An 18139-nucleotide genomic window follows, 5' to 3' on the forward strand; every position below is an offset into this window, starting at 1 on the left:
AGCGGTCAACCGGCCGAGGTCTGCGGCAGCATGAAAGCAGCGAAGAACGCAGCCAGGGCGGCGTGATCGTCCAGCGGCAGGATGTTCGAGACATACTGATCCGGCCGTACGATCACCAAGCAGCCGCGCTCGCGGTCGATCCCGCGCAGGTCGAAGATGTCCCAGCCGCTTTTGAAGTCGGGGCAGAACACCTTTTCGTAGTCGATCAGGCCGAGGCGGCCCTTGCGCGGCAAGAGCAGGCTCGGCAGCGCCTCGACGGCGACCTCGCGATGAGGCTGCTGCAGGATCGCGCGCAGGTCGATGATCGCGTCGATATCCTGCCCTGGTTGGGTGTAGCGACGCAGGGGCAATGCCGGCGAGGTTGCCAGGGCCTCGCACAGCGTGCGCAGGCGTGACGTCGGCGCGGAAGGATCAGCCCTGTCGGCGAAGGCGTAGAGGCGCCAGCGGCCATCGGCCTGCGCGACATGGCCGAGCTCGACCGGCTTGGCGTCGCCGAGCCGAATCACCGGCGCGGACTGGAAGCGCGCTCCGATAGGCAACCCCGTCGCCAGATGCGCATGAGTGGACTGGCGCGTCAGGACGGAGGGCGCGTAGCGGGTCGCGGTTCCCGCGGTGTAGCGGCCGTGCCTGACGAAATAGGCCTCGACCTCCTTGGGGTCGACGCCGTCGCCGGTCTCCGAAGTCTTGAGGGGGGCGCTCAGCATCTTCGCCCATTCGCGGTCGAAGTCGATCAGCTCCTTGGCGATGGCCTGGCGCTCGGCCGAGTAGCTGTGCAGCAATTCCGGCGGGCATTGCCCGCGCAGCACCGCGGCCAGCTTCCAGCCGAGGTTGAAGGCGTCCTGCATCGAGACGTTCATGCCTTGGCCGGCCTTGGGGCTGTGGGTATGGCAGGCATCGCCGGCGATGAAGACGGCTGGCAGGCGTTGGTCCAGCTCGCCTGCCGGCACGTCGTCGAACTTGTCGCAGAGGCGCTGGCCGATCTCGTAGACCGACCACCAGGCGACCTCCTTCACCTCGAAGCTGTAGGGACGCAGGATGCGCTGCGCTGCGGAGATCAGGTGCTCGACGCCGATGTTGCGGCTCGCGACCCGCTCGTTTGCGGCGAGCTTGTCGAGCTCGACATAGATCCGGATCAGATAGCCGCCCTCGCGGGGAATGATGATGATCGTGCCTTCGCCGGCCGACTGGATCAGCGCCTTCAGCCGCACATCCGGGAAATCGGTGACGGCGAGGACGTCCATGACGCCCCAGGCCTGGTTGGCGGAATCGCCTTCGAGGGTGCGGCCGATCGATTTGCGTACGGCGCTGCGCGCGCCGTCGCAGCCGACGACATAGCGCGCCCGGACGGTCTCGATCTCACCCTCATGCGCGGGATCGACGCGCTCCAGCCGCACTGTCACCGGATGCGACGCGGCGTGGTCGATCTCGAGGTCGATCAGGCGGCGCGAATAATCGGGTTCCAGCCGGCTTGGCGAGCGCCTCATCGCGTCGAGGAAGAAGTCGTGGATCCGCGCCTGATTGAGGATGACATGCGGGAATTCGGAGAGCCCGTCCTCGACGTCCTGGATCCGGCCGCTGCGGGTGATCGCGCCCGGCCTGCCTGCGTCCGGCTTCCAGAACACGGTCTCGTTGACCCAATAGCTCTCCTTCAGAACCTGCTCGGCGAAGCCGAAGGCATCGAACATCTCGATGGTGCGGCAGGCGATGCCATCCGCCTGGCCCAGCTCCAGGGGACCCGGCTTCTGCTCGATGATCCGGGTGGTGATCTCGGGAAAGGCCGAGAGCTGGGCTGCCAGGGTCAAGCCGGCCGGGCCGCAGCCGACGATCAGGACATCGACCTCCTGCGGCAGGGCGTCCCGGGCAGAGGACGCAAGATTGGTGGCAGGCTCGGAGACGGAAGGATCGCCGGTCCGGAAGCCGTTGAGATGGAACTGCATGGCGGCGACCTTCGGTGATGCAGGACGATTGGGAGGACCGAACGCGACCGGCGTCTCAGCGCCGGCGGGCGCGGGCCTGTTCGAGCCACATCTCCCAGGGGCGGTGGACCTGCGCCTCGATGCTGGCGACGCAGGCGCGGCTCTCGCCCTCGGTGAGATAGGTGACTTCGCCGAGCTGCATCGCCTGGAGCTGGTAGCGCGCATTGAGCTCGGCATAGACGGCGCGGTAGACCGCCTGCTTGATCGAGCCGCCGACCACGGTCGAGCCATGGCCGCGCATCAGGACGATGTCGTGCCCGTCGAAATGCTCCGCCAGCGCCCGGCCGAGCTGGTTGTTGCTGATCAGCAGGTCGGTGGCATCGCCCCCGGCCTCGCGAATCTCGAAGACCGGCGCGCCTTGGCCGACGAAGCCGGCCATGTGGAACATCGCCCGGAGCCGGGTTCCCTTGACGACGCTGAGCGGCACGATCGAATGCGAGTGACTGTGGATCACCGCCATGACATCCGGGCGCCTGCGGAAGATCTCGGCGTGGATGAAGCGCTCGAGATAGACCTTGCGGCCATTGGCATTCACCGCCTCACCGTCGAGCGTGAACTCGACGATGTCCTCGGTGGCGACCCGGCTCGGCGCCATGTTGCGCGCCAGCAGGAAGCGGTCGGGGCGCTTGTCGTGGCGCACGCTGATATGGCCGAACGCGTCGACGACGCCTTGGTCGAACAGGATATGGTTGGCCGAAACGAGCTCCTCGACAATCTCAGGCGAGGGCGCGACCGAGGCGGTGGCCGTGTCGGCCAGGTCGACGGCGATGGGCTGGTTGCCATGGTCAGACGTGCACATTGCTGGCTTTCTCCGAAATCGACTTGATCGAAACGACCAGCCGGGCCCGCCAATCAGGCGGTGGCCGCCTGGTCGGGGTGACGGTCAGAGAGGCTGAAGGAATGCAGGGGCTACCAGCCGCTGCACCAGCGGCGCCAGCTTGCCAGCGCCTTTGAAGGCACTGGAACCAACCTCCCATCCGGCGATCTCTGAAAATCGTCCGTATACTGATTAACAGGATACGCGCAGATTTTCCGGTGTCAACCGGGGCCGAAGGGTGAGTGCGTAGTGTTCGGTTCGGACAAGCTGAGGCTGGGCGCTTTGACCGCTTACGGATTGAAAGCATACGATCTATAGCGGAGAGGCAGCGATCGAGCCGAGCAGGCTTCGCCTGACGAAGAGCCGGCGGCACGAATATTCGAGCGGCGGAATCCAACCGTTGCCCCACCAAGGCAAAGCGACGATGGCGATGGACGATATCTATCATATGCCCGGCCATCTCATCCGGCGCGCGCAGCAGATCGCCGTCTCGCTCTTTCTGGAGGAATGCGCGCCGGTCGACCTGACTCCTGTCCAGTTCGCGGCGCTGGTCACGGTGCGCGACAATCCCGGCATCGACGCTACCCGCCTGTCGGCGCTCGTCGCCTTCGACCGCTCGACGCTCGGCAATGTGCTGGAACGCATGGAGGCCAAGGAGCTGATCCAGCGTTCGGGCAGCAAGGACGACAAGCGGATCAAGGTTCTGCACCTGTCACCGAAGGGCGAGCGCATCCTCCAGGAAGCCGGGCCGCTGGCGCAGCGGGCGCAGGAGCGCATCCTCGCCCCGCTAGCGCCGGAGGATCGCGAGATCTTCATGCGCATGCTCGGGCAACTCGTCGAACTCAATAACGAAGCCTCCCGCGTGCCACTGCGCCTGGACGCGGTTCGCTCATCCGACGCCGCCTGAGGGCGCGGCTTCCAACATTGCGATTGGGCCGAAGCGACCGCGCGACTCCGCTTCGCCGGGGTCAGGCGGCTCGCTGTTTGACAGCATCAAGATACGATGCATACTGATAATAAGTATGCGTCCTTGTTTCGCGAAGCGAGCGGCAAGAGCACCTGCCGGCACAGCCTTGCCGTGCCGGGTGCTGCTGCAAGTCGAGATTGAGGACCACAGACTGCTTTTCGAACCGAACCCGAGAACCGCGAGCAACGCGGCCCAATCCGGAGGAAACCAAGTGATCATCACACGACGTGCCGCCCTGACGGGGCTCGCTGGCGCCGCGCTCGCGCCCCGTGCCGCCTTCGCCCAACGCAAGATCGTCAGGCTGATCGTGCCCGCTGCGGCGGGCGGCGCGATCGACGTGATCGGCCGGCTCTACGCCCAGCGCGTTGCGCCGGCACTCGACGAGTCCTGGGTGGTCGAGAACAAGGCCGGCGCCAGCAACACGCTGGGCGCGGCCGAGGTCGCGCGCGCTGCGCCCGATGGTACGACCTATCTGACCAATGCCGACATCCACATCATGGCCAGGCATGTGATGCGCAGCGTGTCCTATGACCCGCTTGCCGATTTCACGCCGATCTCGCGCTTCGCGATGTCGCCTATGGTGCTGATCGGCTCGACGAAGACGCCAGAGACCTTGCCGGCGCTGATCGCGCAGATGAAGGCGAAGCCGACCGAGTATACCTTCGCCAATTCGGGGCTGGGCAGCATGGGCCACCTCGCCACCGAGAGCTTCAAACTCCGTACCGGCACGAGCGCCGAGCTGGTCAACTATCGCGGCACGGCCCCGGCCATCACCGATGTCGTCGCCGGCCAGGTGCCGCTGATGGTCGCCCCGCTCGGCTCGGCCCTGTCCTTCATCACCGACGGAAAAGTGCGGGCCTTCGCGATCATGGGGGCGCAGCGCAGCAAGCTGCTGCCGAACGTGCCGACCGCCGGCGAGCAGGGGCTTGCCGATCTCAACTTCACGCTCTGGTACGGTCTCTGGGGGCCGAAGGGCCTGCCGGCCGAGACGGTGCAGCGCGTCAACGCCACAGTGCAGGCCGCCTCGAAGGATCGCGAGATCGTCGAGAAGCTGACGGCGCTCGGCGCGGAGGCCGTGACCGAGGACCCGGCGAGCTTCGCCAAGTTCATCGAGGCCGAGATCCAGCGCGCCAACCGCGTGGTCGAGGAAGCCGGCATCAAGCCGAGCTGATCGAGCGAGCCCCGCAGCTCTGGCGCGCCCCCGCTCGCCTGGGCGCGATACAGGGCATTGAAAACAGCCGATCACGCTTCGCATCGCCTCCTGGATCGATTACGTTGTCTAAAATCTGAGATTCAGATGATGCGGCAGGTGAGGCGGCTCGATGGCAATCCGGTTCGAGGACATCGGTGAGCGGCTGAAAGCCTACCGCCTGGGGCGCGGGCTGCTGGCCGAGGACGTTGCCGAACGTCTCGGGATCTCGCGGGCGGCGGTCTACCGGATCGAGGCCGGCGGCGTGGTCAAGATCGAGACCCTGGAGCGGTTGGCGACGCTGCTGGAGACGACCGTCGCCTCGCTGCTCGGGGCAGGGGTCGAGTACTATTCAAGCCCGCTTAGCTATTTCGAGCGCATGCGGCAGATCGAGGAGCAGGCGGACCAGGTCGTCGCGCATTTCCCGCCGCTGTCCTATCTGCTGACCTCGGATGGCTATTCTGCACATTTGCGGCAGACCCTGGTGGAGGCGCTGCCGCCCCATGTCGTCCGCGATCAGGCTGTGGCCGAGATCGACGCGATCATCGCGATCCTCGACGAGCGCAAGAATGCCCGCAAGCGCCGCCGGCTGAGCGTCGTCAATTTCGTCAACGTCCTCGAGATCGAGCGCTGGCTAAAGCTCGGTGTCGTCGGACGCTTCAACCTGCCCGTTGCCGAGCAGGCCCGGCGACGCCTCGCGGCGCGCGTTGAGGTCGAGCATCTGATCGGGCTGATCGAGAGCGAGCCGATGGGCGTGCAGATCGGCCTGATCGAGGAGACGGTGCCGAACATCACCTTCCAGCTTTTCCGGACGGCGGAAAAGACGCTGCTGGGGCTGAGCCCGTTCCGCCTCGGCGGCGAGTTGCCGAATCTGCGGTCCGGCATCGCCATGCTGACGGCGGATGAGGAGCCGGTACGCCTCTACGAGGACATCGCCGACGGGCTCTGGCGCCGGGCCCTCAAGGGCAGCGAGGCCGGGGCGGTGCTGCGGGCGACGCTCGATCGCTCGGCGATCGCGCAGGTGCCGCCAAAGGAAGCGTCATCGGAGCTGATCTGAGGCCGATAGAGCGATCTGTCGCAAAATTGAGATTGTTCTTGCAATTGAGATTTTCGCGTGACATAGGGGAATGACACGATGGCGCCGGCCTTCCGGTGCCATGGCGGATTTCCCGCGGTCGACCTTGATGTCTCGACTGCCAAGCGGCGCAGCCAAGCGCCCCGGGAAAGCGGGCGAGGGCCCAAACTCCAACCGTCTTGAGACCGGCCGGCAGCCGCGCGCGGGAGCGCGCGCTGGTGCTTTGGCGTTTTGGTGCGCATCGCAAAGAAGAACAGACCGGGGAACTTCACCGTGAGTGACAACCAGGCCGCCATGAGCGGCTCCATCGCCCTATCCTCTCCGACCGAAGTCGACGGCAAGGCCCGCAAGGCGCTTTGGGGCGCCGCGATCGGCTATGCCATGGACGGCTTCGACCTGCTGATCCTCGGCTTCATGCTGCGGACGATCTCCGCCGACCTGCAGCTGACCCAGGGCCAGGCCGCCTCGCTCGTTACCGCCACGCTGATCGGCGCGGTGTTGGGCGGCATCGGCTTCGGCATGCTGTCGGACCGCATCGGCCGCGTCCGAGTCCTGACCTGGACGATTGTCCTCTTCGCCGTCTTCACCGGCATGTGCGCGCTGGCACAGGGCTATTGGGACCTGCTGATCTACCGCACCATTGCCGGCCTTGGCCTTGGTGGCGAATTCGGCATCGGCATGGCCCTGGTCGCCGAAGCCTGGCCGGCCTCGAAGCGGGCGCGCGCCTCCTCCTATGTCGGCCTCGGCTGGCAGGTCGGCGTGCTCGCCGCGGCGATCGCGACCCCGATCCTGCTGCCGACGATCGGCTGGCGCGGCATGTTCGCCATCGGCATCCTGCCGGCGGTCGCCGCCTATTTCATCCGCCATTCGCTGCATGAGCCGGAGGTCTTCGTCGCCCGCAGCAAGGACCGCCCCAAGGAGTCGGCGCTGCGCCTTCTGGTCAAGGACTGGGACACGACGAAGCTGAGCCTAGGCATGGTCGTGCTCTGCTCGGTCCAGAACTTCGGCTATTACGGCGTGATGATCTGGTTGCCGAACTACCTGGCGACCCGCTTCGGCTTCGCCCTGACGCAGTCGGCCGTCTGGACCTCGGTGACCATCGCCGGCATGGCGGTCGGCATCTACGCCTTCGGCCATATCGCCGACCGGATCGGGCGCCGCCCGGCCTTCTTCGGCTACATGCTCGGCGCCGCCGTGATGGTCATCGTCTATTCGCGGCTGACCGACCCGTTCCAGCTCCTTGTCGCCGGTGCGGTGATGGGCTTCTTCGTCAACGGCATGCTCGGCGGCTATGGCGCGCTGATCAGCGAGCTGTTCCCTACCGCCGCCCGCGCGACGGCCCAGAACGTGCTGTTCAATATCGGGCGCGGCGTCGGCGGCTTCGGTCCGCTCGTGGTCGGGACGATCGCGGCGGCCTACAGCTTCGAGATGGCGATCGCCTTGCTGGCGACGCTCTACGTGCTCGACATCCTCGCCATGTGGTTCCTGATTCCGGAGCGGCGTGGCGCCGAACTCGCCTGAGCGCAGGGATTTCGTAATGTCGATCCAACGCGATCAGTCGCTGGCGACACCCGTCGCCGCCATCGGCGGCGGGAGCTCTCCGGCGCCGTGGAAGGCGACCATCGTCGCGGAGCTCGCCGAGGTCGTCCGCAACGAGGCTGTGAACGCCGAATATCGACATCTCGTGGTGAACTGCAGCGAGGAGGCCGCGGCGGCCCAGCCGGGACAGTTCTTCCAACTGCTCTGCCCACAGCCGGCCGGCGAGCAGCCCTTCCTGCGCCGGCCGATGAGTCTCTACGGCGCCGATCCCGACAAGCGGCAGGTCGAGTTCCTCTACAAGGTGACCGGCGCCGGCACGCGCGGGCTCGACACGCTGAAGCCGGGCGACCGGCTCGACATCATGGGACCTCTCGGCGTCGGCTTCACGCTTGATCCGAGCTGGCGCCACATCGTCGCCGTCGGGCGCGGCGCGGGCCTGGCGACGCTAGCCCCGCTCGCCAAGGCGGCGAGGGCAAACGGCACGCAGGTGACGGCGGTCTTCAGCGCGAGGCGCCCGGAGCTGCTCGTCTCGGTCGAGCTCTTCCAGCGCCATGGCGCCGACGTCATCGCCGTCACCGACGCCGAGCAGACCAGCGGGCCCGCCAATGTCGAGCGCATTCTGCGCCGTCAGATTGCCGAGGGTCGCTGCGACGCCTTCTTCACCTGCGGTTCGAGCCGGCTGATGCGGGTGCAGCAGCGCCTGGCGCGCGAGTTCGGGCTGCCCGGCCAGGTCGCGATGGAGCAGCAGATGGCATGCGGAATCGGGCTTTGCTACTGCTGCGTGCGCGACTTCAACGTCAACGGCGAGATCGTCAACCGGCGCGTCTGCTGGGACGGCCCGGTCTTCGACCTGATGGAGGCGCTGCCATGAGCGCGGCCGGAACGATCGACCTCTCCGTCAGGATCGGTGGGCTGACCCTGCGCAATCCGGTGATGCCGGCCTCGGGCACCTTCGCCGAGGGGCTGGAGAAGGTGATGGACTTCAACCGGCTCGGCGCCTTCGTCACCAAGACGATCACGCGCGAACTGCGCGCCGGCAATCCGCTGCCGCGCGTGGTCGAGCGACCGGGCGGGCTGATCAACGCCATCGGCATCCCCTCGAAGGGCGTACCCTATTTCATCGAGACGACCATGCCGCATTACGCGGCCTATGACACGCCGCTGGTCGTCTCGATCTCGGCCCCGACGGCGGAAGGCTTCGCCAGCCTCGCCGCCGAGCTCTCGATCCCCGGCATCGCCGCGATCGAGGCCAACATCTCCTGTCCGAACATCGAGGAGGACGGCAAGGCCTTTGCGATGCGGGCGGAATCGACTGAGAAGGTCACGCGCGAACTCCGTAGGGCGACAAAGCTGCCGCTCTGGGTCAAGCTGACGCCCAATACCGGCGACGTGCCGGAGGTTGCGCGCGCCGCCGAGGCGGCGGGCGCCGATGCGGTCGTGGTTGCCAACACCATCCTGTCGATGGCGATCGACCTGAAGAGCTTCAAGCCCTGCCTCGGCAACATCATGGGAGGTCTGTCGGGGCCGGCGATCAAGCCGATCGTGCTGCGCCAGGTCTTCCAATGCGCCAAGGCGGTGACAATCCCGGTGATCGGCTGCGGCGGCATCGCCACCGCCGAGGACGCGGCCGAATACATGCTCGCCGGGGCCAGCGCCGTGCAGGTCGGCACCGCGACCTTCCTGCAGCCGGCGGCGATGACGACGATCATCGACGGGCTCGCGGCTTTTTGCCTGCGCCGCGAGATCCCGCGCGTCGCCGACCTGATCCGCGGCGTCGTGATCGAGGAGGCCGACGAGCCCGATCTCGCCTGGCTGGACCCGGTCTCGTGAGCGCGCAAGCGGGCGAGATGCGCAACGTCTTCAGCGGCGACGCGGGCGACCAGGCCCTTGCTGAAGCGCTGTTCGATGCCTTGCGCGAAGCGACGGGCGACGGGGTCGGCATCACGCGCGAGGCCTATAGCGAGCGCGAGTCGCTGGCACTCGACCTCGTCGAGGCGAAGGCGTGCGAGCTCGGCTTCGCGACAGAACGCGATGCCGGCGCCAATCTCGTCGTCACGCTGCCGGGCCGCGAGCCGGAGCTGCCCTTCCTCGCCTGCGGCTCGCATCTCGATTCCGTGCCGCAGGGCGGCAATTTCGACGGTGCGGCCGGCGTCATCGCCGGGCTCGCCATCATCGCCCGCTTCAAGGAGGAGGGGTTCGTCCCGCGCCGGACGATCAAGGTCTACGGCCTGCGCGGAGAGGAAAGCTCCCGCTTCGGCCGGGCCTATATGGGCTCCAGTGCCCTGTTTGGGGCACTCTCCGCCGCCGATCTTGCCGTGCGCGACCATGCGAGCGGGCGCACTCTTGCGGAGTGCATGGCCTCCGTCGGCGTCGACATCGCCCGCGTCGAAAAGGGCGAGCCGCTGCTCGATCCTGCCACCGTCGCGGCCTGGATCGAACTGCATATCGAGCAGGGGCCGGTGCTGGTCGCACGGGATCTGCCTGTTGGAATCGTCACCGGCATCCGCGGCAACATCCGCCATCGCGAGGTCGAATGCCTGGGCGAGGCCGGCCATTCCGGCGCGGTGCCGCGCTGGCTCCGGCGCGACGCGGTCTTCGCCACCGCCGAACTGATAACCCATCTCGACCGGCACTGGCGCACCTTGCTGGAACGCGGCCGCGACGTGGTCGTGACCGCCGGCGTGCTCGGCACCGATCCGCAGGAGCACGCCATCGCGCGCATTCCCGGCACGGTGCGCTTCTCCTTCGAGGTGCGCAGCCAGAACCGCGAGACGCTTGAGGCCTTCTACGACCTCTTCCTCTCGGAGTGCGCCCTGATCGGCGAGGAAAGGGGGGTCGAGTTCCGCGTCGACCGCCGGCTCGAATCCGCCCCTGCCGTGATGGATGGGGGCTGGATCACAAGGCTCAAGGCGGCCGCCCGCGATCTCGGCCTGCCCGACGAGGATATCCCCAGCGGCGCGGGCCATGATGCTGCGGTCTTCGCCAATGCCGGTATCCCCAGCGCGATGATCTTCGTGCGCAACCAGAACGGTTCGCATAATCCGGATGAGGCGATGGCGATCGACGATTTCCTCGCCGGGATCGCGGTGATGCGGGACGCCATCAGGGAGGCGGTGCGATGAGCGCGAACGAGATCGGCCGCGAGGTCGCCGAGCTCCTGTTCAGGGCCGGCGCCATCCATGTCAGCCGCCAGCAGCCCTTCATCCTGGCCGCCGGCTGGGCGAGCCCGGTCTATGTCGATGTCCGCCTGCTGCTCGGCGATCCTGGCTTACGCCGGGCGGTCAGCGAGCTCGCTGCCCGCTATGCGGCCGCGACTTTTCCGCCGGGCAGCTTCGACGTGATCGCCGGCGCCGAGACAGCCGGCATTCCGTTCGCGGCCTGGCTTGCCGACCGGCTGGCCTTGAGGCTGCGTTATGTCCGCAAGCGCCCGCTCGGCATCGGCCGCAACGCCCAGGTCGAGGGCGGGCCGGTCGAGGGCCTGCGCGTCCTTCTGATGGACGACCTGACGACCGATGGCGGCAGCAAGCTCAATTTCGTGCGCGGCCTGCGCGCTGCGGGGGCTGAGGTCGAGCACGTCCTGACGATTTTCTACCACGACGCCTTCCCCGGCGCCGGCGAGCGGTTGAGAGAGGCCGGCCTGACGCTGCATGCCCTGGCGAACTGGGGCGATGTCCTTCGGGCCTGGGCCGATAACGGCCTTTCGCCGGAGGATCGTGCCGAGATCGAGCGGTTCCTCGCCGACCCCGTCGCCTGGTCGACCCGCCATGGCGGCCGCGCCCGCCTCGCGCCGCGCAGCTGAGCCGCAATCCGCTCCACCCCACCACGAGGCCGCGATCTGGCGGAGATGACATGAACGAGCTTCTGAACTGGCTGCAGCAGCAGAAGGGCAGCCTTCGCACCTATATCGAGTTCCAGGACCGGGCACTGGCCCTGCGCGCGAACGCGCCCGAGCAGGCTGCGCTGCTGCGCCTGCTCGCCGATCTCGCCGATCGCTTCGTCGAGGCCTATGATCGTCAGCCGCTGTCTGCCGGGATCGCGGCCCAGGCGCTGGACCGGCTCACCGACTTTCTCGGCAGGGCCGTCGGCGGAAGCGCTGGCGACCCGGCGAGCCAGCTCGCATTGCTCAACGAGATCGGGACCGGCGAGCTCGCCTGATCGCGGGGCGCGACCCCTCGTCGCTCTGCCTGTCAGTCCACCTGGACGTCTTCCGATCCGGCCCTGACCAGATAGGTCACGGCTCCGGCGCTCATCAAGGCGAGGCAGAACCAGGTCAGCGCATAGACGAGATGGCTGTTGCGGAAGCTGACCTGGGTCATGCCGCCCTGCGGCAGCGGGCCGGGCTCGGCGCTGGCGTCGGCATCGACGAAGTAGGGAGCGACCGGGCCGAGCTGCCGCGCCGACGCGATCGCCGCTGCGTCCCGCGAATACCAGCGGCCGGCCGTGGGATCGTTGCTGCGCAGGAAGCCGCCGCCGGGCTCGCTCAGCCTGAGAAGCCCGGTCAGTCTGGTCTCGCCTCCGGGCGTCTTGCGCCGTGCCTCGGGGGCACGCCTGTCCTCCGGCACAAAGCCGCGATTGACGAGGACGGTGAAGCCTGCATCGGCCCGGAACGGCGCCAGCACCCAGAAGCCGGGGCCGCGCTCGGTCACCGCCATGGTCAGCGTTTCGGCTGCGTCGAGATAGCGGCCCTGCAGGGCGACGCGGCGATATTCGTCCGCCTGGGCTGAGATCGCGGGCCAGTCCGCCGGGCCGGGTGCTGCTACCGGCGCCGCCCGCAGGCGTTCCTCGACGCGGGCGATAAGGTCGAGCTTCCAGCTCCGCCGCTGGATCTGCCAGGCGCCGAGCCCGGCGCAGACGAGGGCGATCAGGCAGAGCCCGGCGATGAAGATCGCCCGAAAGGCGCCGCCGCGCCGTCGCTCAGCGCCGGCAGACATATGCCTTAGCCTCACATCCGGTGCATGTCCGGCATCATGTTGGCGTTGAGGTGGAACATCACCCAGAGCGAGCCGGCCAGCGCGATCGCGACGACGATGATCGTGAAGATCAACGCCAGCATGGTCCACCCGCCCTCCGAGCGGCCGTTCATGTGCAGGAAGTAGACCATGTGCACGACAATCTGCGCGGCGGCGAAGAGCATGATCACGATCGCCGTCAGGGTCGAGTTGCCGAGCACGTCGTTCATGACGAGCCAGAACGGGATCGCGGTCAGGACGACCGAGAGCAGGAAGCCGGTCACGTAGCCGCGCATGCTGCCATGCGCCGCGCCATGGGCATCGTGCCCGTCATGATGGGCGTCGTGATGGCCGCCCTGCGCCTCTGCCTGGTTCTGGCTCATTTCAGCACGCCCATCAGGTAGACGAAGGTGAAGACGCCGATCCAGACGACGTCGAGGAAGTGCCAGAACATGGAAAGGCACATCAGCCGGCGCCGATTGGCCTCGATCAGCCCGTGCTTGGAGACCTGCGTCATCAGCACGGCCAGCCAGATCAGGCCGAAGGTGACATGCAGGCCGTGCGTGCCGACCAGCGTGAAGAAGGAGGAGAGGAAGGCGCTGCGCATCGGCGTCGCGCCTTCGTGGATCAGGTGGGCGAACTCGTAGAGCTCGATGCCAAGGAAGGCGAGGCCGAAGACGGCGGTGACCGCGAGCCAGCCCTGCACCGCCGCTTGCCGGCCCTTGTCCATCGCCAGCATGGCAAAGCCATAGGTGATCGAGGAGAACAGCAGCATGGCGGTGTTGACCGCGACCAGCTTCAGGTCGAACAGGTCGGCGCCGGATGGTCCCGCCGCGTAATTGCGCCCGAGCACGCCATAGGTCGCGAAGAGGACCGCGAAGATCAGGCAGTCGCTCATCAGGTAGAGCCAGAAGCCCAGCATGGTCGAGCCGCCCGGATGCGCGTGCTCTTCCTCGGTGACGTAGAATGCCGGGGCGGTGCCTGCGGCCTGCGCTGTCGCCTTAGCCATCATCCGCCCCTCAGGCCCGGGCCAGAAGCTGGGTCCGCGCATCTTCCGCCTGCACCACCTCGTCGGCGGGAATGTGGAAGTCGCGGTCGTAGTTGAAGGTATGGATGATCACGGCGGCGAGCACGGCGACGAAGGAGAGCGCCGCCAGCCACCAGATGTACCAGATCAGGGCGAAGCCGCAGATCGTCGCCAGCCCGGCGATGATCACGCCGGCGCCGGTGTTCCTGGGCATGTGGATCGGCCGGAAGCCGGCGAGCGGGCGGGTATAGCCGCGCTTCTTCATGTCGGCCCAAGCGTCGAGGTCGTACACGATCGGCGTGAAGGCGAAATTGTAGGCCGGCGGCGGCGAGGAGGTCGACCATTCCAGCGTGCGCCCGTCCCAGGGATCGCCGGTCGTATCGCGCAGCTGCTCGCGGCGCAGGATGCTGACGCCGATCTGGATCAGGAAGCAGGCGATGCCGAGAGCGATCAGCACCGCGCCGAGCGCCGCGATCACGAACCAGATCTGCAGCGAGGGGTCCTCGAAGCGGCTGAGACGGCGCGTCACGCCCATCAGGCCGAGGATGTAGAGCGGCATGAAGGCGACGTAGAAGCCGATCACCCAGAACCAGAAGGAGAGGACACCCCAGAACCGGTCGAGCTTGAAGCCGAAGGCCTTGGGGAACCAGTAGGCGATGCCGGCGAAGACGCCGAAGACCACGCCGCCGATGATGACGTTGTGGAAATGGGCGATCAGGAAGAGGCTGTTGTGCAGCACGAAATCGGCCGGCGGCACCGCGAGCATGACGCCGGTCATGCCGCCGATGACGAAGGTGATCATGAAGGCGAGCAGCCACATCATCGGCAGCTCGAAGCGGATGCGGCCACGATACATCGTGAAGAGCCAGTTGAAGATCTTCGCGCCCGTCGGGATCGAGATGATCATCGTGGTGATGCCGAAGAAGGAGTTCACGCTGGCGCCCGAGCCCATCGTGAAGAAGTGATGCAGCCAGACCAGGTAGGACAGGATGGTGATCACCACCGTCGCATAGACCATCGAGGCGTAGCCGAAGAGGCGCTTGCCGCAGAAGGTCGAGGCCACCTCGGAATAGACGCCGAAGATCGGCAGGATCAGGATGTAGACCTCCGGGTGGCCCCAGATCCAGATCAGGTTCACGTACATCATCGGGTTGCCGCCGAGATCGTTCGTGAAGAAGTTGGTGCCGACATAGCGGTCGAGCGTCAGCAGGGCGAGGGTCGCCGCCAGGATCGGGAAAGTCGCGACGATCAGCACGTTGGTGCACAGCGACGTCCAGGTGAAGACCGGCATCTTCATCATGTCCATGCCGGGCGCGCGCATCTTGACGATGGTCGCGATCAGGTTGACGCCGGACAAGGTCGTACCGATGCCTGCGATCTGCAGGCCCCAGAGATAATAGTCCATGCCTACCCCGGGCGAGTAGGCTGCCCCCGACAGCGGCGGATAGGCGAGCCAGCCGACCTTGGCGAACTCGCCGATGAAGAGCGAGGCCATGATCAGTACGGCGCCGCCGACCGTCATCCAGAAGCTGAAATTGTTGAGGAAGGGAAAGGCGACGTCACGCGCGCCGATCTGCAGCGGCACGACGTAGTTCATCAGGCCGGTCACGAACGGCATCGCCACGAAGAAGATCATGATCACGCCATGGGCGGTGAAGATCTGGTCGTAATGGTGCGGCGGCAGGTAGCCCTCGTTGCCGGCGAAGGCGATCGCCTGCTGGCCGCGCATCATCAGCGCGTCGGCAAAGCCCCGCAGCAGCATGACGACGCCGAGGATCATGTACATGATCCCGATCTTCTTGTGGTCCACGCTGGTGAACCAGTCGTGCCAGAGATAGCCCCAGAGCTTGTAGCGCGTAATCAGCGCCAGCAGCACGAGCCCGCCGAGCAGGACGACGGCGAAGGTCCCGATCAGGATCGGCTCGTGATAGGGGATCGCCTCGAGGGTGAAGCGTCCGAAGAGGAACTTCCACCAGTCGGGATAGGAGGTCATGCTCGCCTCGCGGCTCAGTTGACGGCGCGGGCGGTCACGCCCGCGGCGCCGTAGACATCGGTCGGCGTGCAGATCGCCATCACGAACGGGCGCGGCGGCAGCGGCTGGCCGCCGCGGCGCACGCTCTTGTCGTATTCGAGCGCCGCGACGGTATGGATGCCCTCCTTGCCGCCGCCGCCCTTGGCGTCCATCGCCATCATGTCGCGCGTGCACATCTTGGCGCGATCGACGCACATGTTGAGGATGGCCGTGAAGAGATCGGACGGGATGTCGCGGAAATAGCGGACGGGCTCACGCTCGCTCGGCCGTTCCAGCACGAGATATTCCTCGCGCCCGAGCGTACTGCCGCCCCGGATCGCGCCCTGCACCCACTCGCCGAAAGCCGCATCGTCGACGCCGCGGAAGCGGAAGCGCATGTCGGAGAAGCCGGCGCCGCTGTAATTGGCCGAGAAGCCCTCGAACTCGCCGGGATGGTTGATCACGGCGTTGAGCTTGGTCTGCATGCCGGGCATGGCGTAGATCTGGCCGGCGAGCGCGGGGATGAACAGCGAGTTCATCACCGCGGAGGAGGTGATGCGGAACTCGATCGGCTGGTCGACCGGCGCTACCACCTCGTTGAGCGAGGCGATGCCCTGCGCCGGGTAGATGAACAGCCATTTCCAGTCGAGCGCGACGACCTGGATCACCAGCGGCTGCTTCCTGACCGCGGCGCTGCCTGCGCGCGCCTCGGCGATCGGCTTGCCGGCGGCGATGCGATTGAGCGGCCGGTAGGGATCGAGCAGATGCGTGCCCATCCAGGTCATTGCGCCGATGACGATGATGATCAGCAGAGGCACCGACCAGATCACCACCTCGAGCGGCAGCGAATGGTTCCAGTCGGGATCGTAGCTTGCCTTGGCCGAGGCGCGGTAGCGCCAGGCAAAGAAGATCGTCAGCGCCATCACCGGGACGATGACGAGCAGCATCAGCGCGGTGGAGGCCAGCAGCAAGTTTCTCTGCTGCAGTGCAATATCGCCTGACGGGGCCAGCAGCACCCATTGGCAGCCGCCGAGCAGCGCGAAAAGCGGCAGAACCGCTAAGATTCGAAAGATCCGCAAGAGAGTCGAAGCCTCCCCGTTCCGGGAACTGACGTTCTCTAGGTCCATTCTTTCGCGCCGCACATAAGACAATCTGTCCCATTGCGGCAGTTTGACGTGTTGCTTCTATCCACCGTATCCATTTGTCAGAGGTGCGGGCAAGTCCGGTCTCTCCGGGCGGCCGCCAGCTTAGGAATTCGCGGTCATGAGCGCTGACGCGACGATCCAGCCATCGGCCCTTCCGGCGGAAGATCACGGGAAGGACCACGTCAGCCCGGCCGATATCGCGCTCGGCGTCATCATCGGGCGAACCTCGGAATATTTCGACTTCTTCGTCTTCGGCCTCGGCTGCGTGCTGGTCTTCCCCGAGCTCGTCTTCCCGTTCGTCGACCGACTCACCGGCACGCTCTACGCGTTCGGCATCTTCGCGCTCGCCTTCGTGACGCGCCCGCTCGGCTCGGTGCTGTTCTTCGCGATCGACCGCAATTACGGCCGCACGACCAAGCTCACCGCGGCGCTCTTCCTGCTCGGCGGCTCGACCGCCGCCATCGCCTTCCTGCCGGGCTATCAGACGATCGGCATCTGGTCCTGCGTCATCCTCGCCGCCTTCCGCCTGCTGCAGGGCATCGCGCTCGGCGGCGCCTGGGATGGCCTGTCCTCGCTGCTGGCGCTGAACGCGCCGGCCAACCGGCGTGGCTGGTACACCATGCTGCCGCAGCTCGGGGCGCCCTTCGGCTTCATCCTCGCCGCCGGGCTCTTCGCCTATTTCGAGGGCGCGCTCTCGAAGGAGGATTTCCTCGGCTGGGGCTGGCGCTACCCCTTCTTCGTCGCCCTGACGATCAACGTCGTCGCCCTGTTCGCCCGCCTGCGCATGGTGGCGACCCATGAGTTCGCGGAGCTGATGACAACGCGCGAGCTCATGCCGATGCCGGTTTCGGAGCTGATCCGCGTCCATGGCCGCACGCTCATCCTCGGCGCTTTCGTGCCGCTGGCGAGCTTTGCGCTCTTCCATCTCGTCACGATCTTCCCGGTGAGCTGGATCAACCTCTTTACCAGCCGCTCGGTCTCGGAGTTCCTGCTGGTGCAGGCCGCCGGCGGCGTCGTCGGCGCCGGGGCGATCGTCACCTCCGGCCTGGTCGCCGACCAGATCGGCCGCCGCAAAACGCTGCTGCTGTCCGGCGCGATGATCGGGCTGTTCAGCCTGTCCAGCATCATAGCGCCCCTGCTCTTCGGCGACAGCCAGGCCGGGCAGACGATCTACGTGATCATCGGCTTCGGGCTGCTCGGCCTCTCCTACGGCCAGACGGCAGGCGCGGTCGCCTCGAGTTTCGGCCAGCAATACCGCTACACCGGCGCGGCCCTGACCTCCGATCTCGCCTGGCTGCTCGGCGCGGGCTTCGCGCCGCTGGTCGCACTCACGGTCTCGAGCGCCTTCGGCCTCGCCTGGGTCGGTGTCTATCTGTTGTCCGGCGCGCTCTGCACGCTGGCGGCGCTGGCGATCGATCGGCGGATGGAAGCGCGCTACGGGTGA

The 18139-nt window shown here is 66.8% G+C and carries 17 protein-coding genes; 10 read left to right on the plus strand and 7 right to left on the minus strand.

Annotated elements, in window-relative coordinates; all coding sequences use genetic code 11:
- Positions 1-5 precede the first annotated feature (5 nt).
- Together V7S63_RS08360 and V7S63_RS08365 are read right to left on the minus strand one after the other, a co-directional pair.
- A complete protein-coding gene (locus tag V7S63_RS08360) occupies positions 6-1937 on the minus strand; it encodes an FAD-binding monooxygenase (RefSeq protein ID WP_336529888.1) in 1932 nt (643 codons plus the stop codon).
- A gap of 55 nt (positions 1938-1992) precedes the next feature.
- The gene (locus tag V7S63_RS08365) at positions 1993-2775 is read right to left on the minus strand and encodes a class II aldolase/adducin family protein (protein ID WP_336529889.1); all 783 of its coding nucleotides are present in this window, start codon (positions 2773-2775) and stop codon (positions 1993-1995) included.
- A 448-nt stretch (positions 2776-3223) separates the two neighbouring features.
- Here V7S63_RS08365 and V7S63_RS08370 point away from each other — a divergent pair, with 448 nt between their 5' ends.
- The 9 genes from V7S63_RS08370 (at position 3224) to V7S63_RS08410 (ending at position 11718) form a co-directional block, all read left to right on the plus strand.
- Positions 3224-3700: a MarR family winged helix-turn-helix transcriptional regulator gene (locus V7S63_RS08370; protein WP_442896438.1), complete on the plus strand. Its 477-nt coding sequence runs from the start codon at positions 3224-3226 to the stop codon at positions 3698-3700.
- 271 nt (positions 3701-3971) lie between these two features.
- Positions 3972-4931, plus strand: a complete 960-nt coding sequence (locus tag V7S63_RS08375) for a Bug family tripartite tricarboxylate transporter substrate binding protein (protein ID WP_336529891.1) — start codon at positions 3972-3974, stop codon at positions 4929-4931.
- 151 nt (positions 4932-5082) lie between these two features.
- Complete coding sequence (locus tag V7S63_RS08380; RefSeq protein WP_336529892.1) at positions 5083-6006, plus strand: helix-turn-helix domain-containing protein; 924 nt, start codon at positions 5083-5085, stop codon at positions 6004-6006.
- 291 nt (positions 6007-6297) lie between these two features.
- Positions 6298-7545 carry an MFS transporter gene (locus tag V7S63_RS08385; RefSeq protein ID WP_336529893.1) on the plus strand — a complete coding sequence of 416 codons (1248 nt, stop codon included), beginning with the start codon at positions 6298-6300 and terminating at the stop codon, positions 7543-7545.
- A 16-nt stretch (positions 7546-7561) separates the two neighbouring features.
- Positions 7562-8434 (plus strand): dihydroorotate dehydrogenase electron transfer subunit, encoded by an 873-nt coding sequence (locus tag V7S63_RS08390; protein WP_336529894.1) that lies wholly within the window; start codon positions 7562-7564, stop codon positions 8432-8434.
- The gene (locus tag V7S63_RS08395) at positions 8431-9393 is read left to right on the plus strand and encodes a dihydroorotate dehydrogenase (protein ID WP_336529895.1); all 963 of its coding nucleotides are present in this window, start codon (positions 8431-8433) and stop codon (positions 9391-9393) included. The genes V7S63_RS08390 and V7S63_RS08395 overlap by 4 nt, the downstream gene beginning before the upstream one ends.
- Complete coding sequence (locus V7S63_RS08400; RefSeq protein ID WP_336529896.1) at positions 9390-10685, plus strand: Zn-dependent hydrolase; 1296 nt, start codon at positions 9390-9392, stop codon at positions 10683-10685. Before V7S63_RS08395 ends, V7S63_RS08400 begins: the two co-directional genes overlap by 4 nt.
- Positions 10682-11362, plus strand: coding sequence for an orotate phosphoribosyltransferase (locus V7S63_RS08405; RefSeq protein WP_336529897.1), 681 nt, complete (start codon positions 10682-10684; stop codon positions 11360-11362). The genes V7S63_RS08400 and V7S63_RS08405 overlap by 4 nt, the downstream gene beginning before the upstream one ends.
- A gap of 50 nt (positions 11363-11412) precedes the next feature.
- Positions 11413-11718 carry a hypothetical protein gene (locus V7S63_RS08410; protein ID WP_336529898.1) on the plus strand — a complete coding sequence of 102 codons (306 nt, stop codon included), beginning with the start codon at positions 11413-11415 and terminating at the stop codon, positions 11716-11718.
- 32 nt (positions 11719-11750) lie between these two features.
- On the opposite strand, the gene V7S63_RS08415 is transcribed toward V7S63_RS08410, so the two are convergent.
- From V7S63_RS08415 to cyoA, 5 genes are read right to left on the minus strand one after another with little or no spacing between them, the layout of a single operon-like run.
- A complete protein-coding gene (locus tag V7S63_RS08415) occupies positions 11751-12494 on the minus strand; it encodes an SURF1 family protein (protein WP_336529899.1) in 744 nt (247 codons plus the stop codon).
- 11 nt (positions 12495-12505) lie between these two features.
- Positions 12506-12895 carry a cytochrome o ubiquinol oxidase subunit IV gene (gene cyoD, locus V7S63_RS08420; protein WP_100959475.1) on the minus strand — a complete coding sequence of 130 codons (390 nt, stop codon included), beginning with the start codon at positions 12893-12895 and terminating at the stop codon, positions 12506-12508.
- Positions 12892-13524, minus strand: a complete 633-nt coding sequence (gene cyoC, locus V7S63_RS08425) for a cytochrome o ubiquinol oxidase subunit III (RefSeq protein WP_442896448.1) — start codon at positions 13522-13524, stop codon at positions 12892-12894. The genes cyoD and cyoC overlap by 4 nt, the downstream gene beginning before the upstream one ends.
- 7 nt (positions 13525-13531) lie before the next feature.
- Positions 13532-15532, minus strand: a complete 2001-nt coding sequence (gene cyoB / locus V7S63_RS08430) for a cytochrome o ubiquinol oxidase subunit I (protein WP_100959474.1) — start codon at positions 15530-15532, stop codon at positions 13532-13534.
- 14 nt (positions 15533-15546) lie between these two features.
- Positions 15547-16629, minus strand: a complete 1083-nt coding sequence (cyoA, locus tag V7S63_RS08435; RefSeq protein WP_100959473.1) for a ubiquinol oxidase subunit II — start codon at positions 16627-16629, stop codon at positions 15547-15549.
- Between the two features lie 184 nt (positions 16630-16813).
- Between cyoA and V7S63_RS08440 the strand changes: the two genes are divergently transcribed.
- Positions 16814-18139 (plus strand): MFS transporter, encoded by a 1326-nt coding sequence (locus tag V7S63_RS08440; protein WP_091838694.1) that lies wholly within the window; start codon positions 16814-16816, stop codon positions 18137-18139.

It is taken from the genome of Allobosea sp. CCNWLY174 (assembly GCF_037120455.1).
GTDB lineage: Bacteria > Pseudomonadota > Alphaproteobacteria > Rhizobiales > Beijerinckiaceae > Allobosea > Allobosea lupini.

What these genes read in the sequence shown, in the direction of transcription:
- V7S63_RS08360 (WP_336529888.1), bottom strand. Translation starts at nt 1,937, where the DNA reads ATGCAGTTCCATCTCAACGGCTTCCGGACCGGCGATCCTTCCGTCTCC.
- V7S63_RS08365 (WP_336529889.1), bottom strand. Translation starts at nt 2,775, where the DNA reads ATGTGCACGTCTGACCATGGCAACCAGCCCATCGCCGTCGACCTGGCC.
- V7S63_RS08370 (WP_442896438.1), top strand. Translation starts at nt 3,224, where the DNA reads ATGGACGATATCTATCATATGCCCGGCCATCTCATCCGGCGCGCGCAG.
- V7S63_RS08380 (WP_336529892.1), top strand. Translation starts at nt 5,083, where the DNA reads ATGGCAATCCGGTTCGAGGACATCGGTGAGCGGCTGAAAGCCTACCGC.
- V7S63_RS08390 (WP_336529894.1), top strand. Translation starts at nt 7,562, where the DNA reads ATGTCGATCCAACGCGATCAGTCGCTGGCGACACCCGTCGCCGCCATC.
- V7S63_RS08395 (WP_336529895.1), top strand. Translation starts at nt 8,431, where the DNA reads ATGAGCGCGGCCGGAACGATCGACCTCTCCGTCAGGATCGGTGGGCTG.
- V7S63_RS08405 (WP_336529897.1), top strand. Translation starts at nt 10,682, where the DNA reads ATGAGCGCGAACGAGATCGGCCGCGAGGTCGCCGAGCTCCTGTTCAGG.
- V7S63_RS08410 (WP_336529898.1), top strand. Translation starts at nt 11,413, where the DNA reads ATGAACGAGCTTCTGAACTGGCTGCAGCAGCAGAAGGGCAGCCTTCGC.
- V7S63_RS08415 (WP_336529899.1), bottom strand. Translation starts at nt 12,494, where the DNA reads ATGTCTGCCGGCGCTGAGCGACGGCGCGGCGGCGCCTTTCGGGCGATC.
- cyoD (WP_100959475.1), bottom strand. Translation starts at nt 12,895, where the DNA reads ATGAGCCAGAACCAGGCAGAGGCGCAGGGCGGCCATCACGACGCCCAT.
- cyoC (WP_442896448.1), bottom strand. Translation starts at nt 13,524, where the DNA reads ATGATGGCTAAGGCGACAGCGCAGGCCGCAGGCACCGCCCCGGCATTC.
- cyoB (WP_100959474.1), bottom strand. Translation starts at nt 15,532, where the DNA reads ATGACCTCCTATCCCGACTGGTGGAAGTTCCTCTTCGGACGCTTCACC.
- V7S63_RS08440 (WP_091838694.1), top strand. Translation starts at nt 16,814, where the DNA reads ATGAGCGCTGACGCGACGATCCAGCCATCGGCCCTTCCGGCGGAAGAT.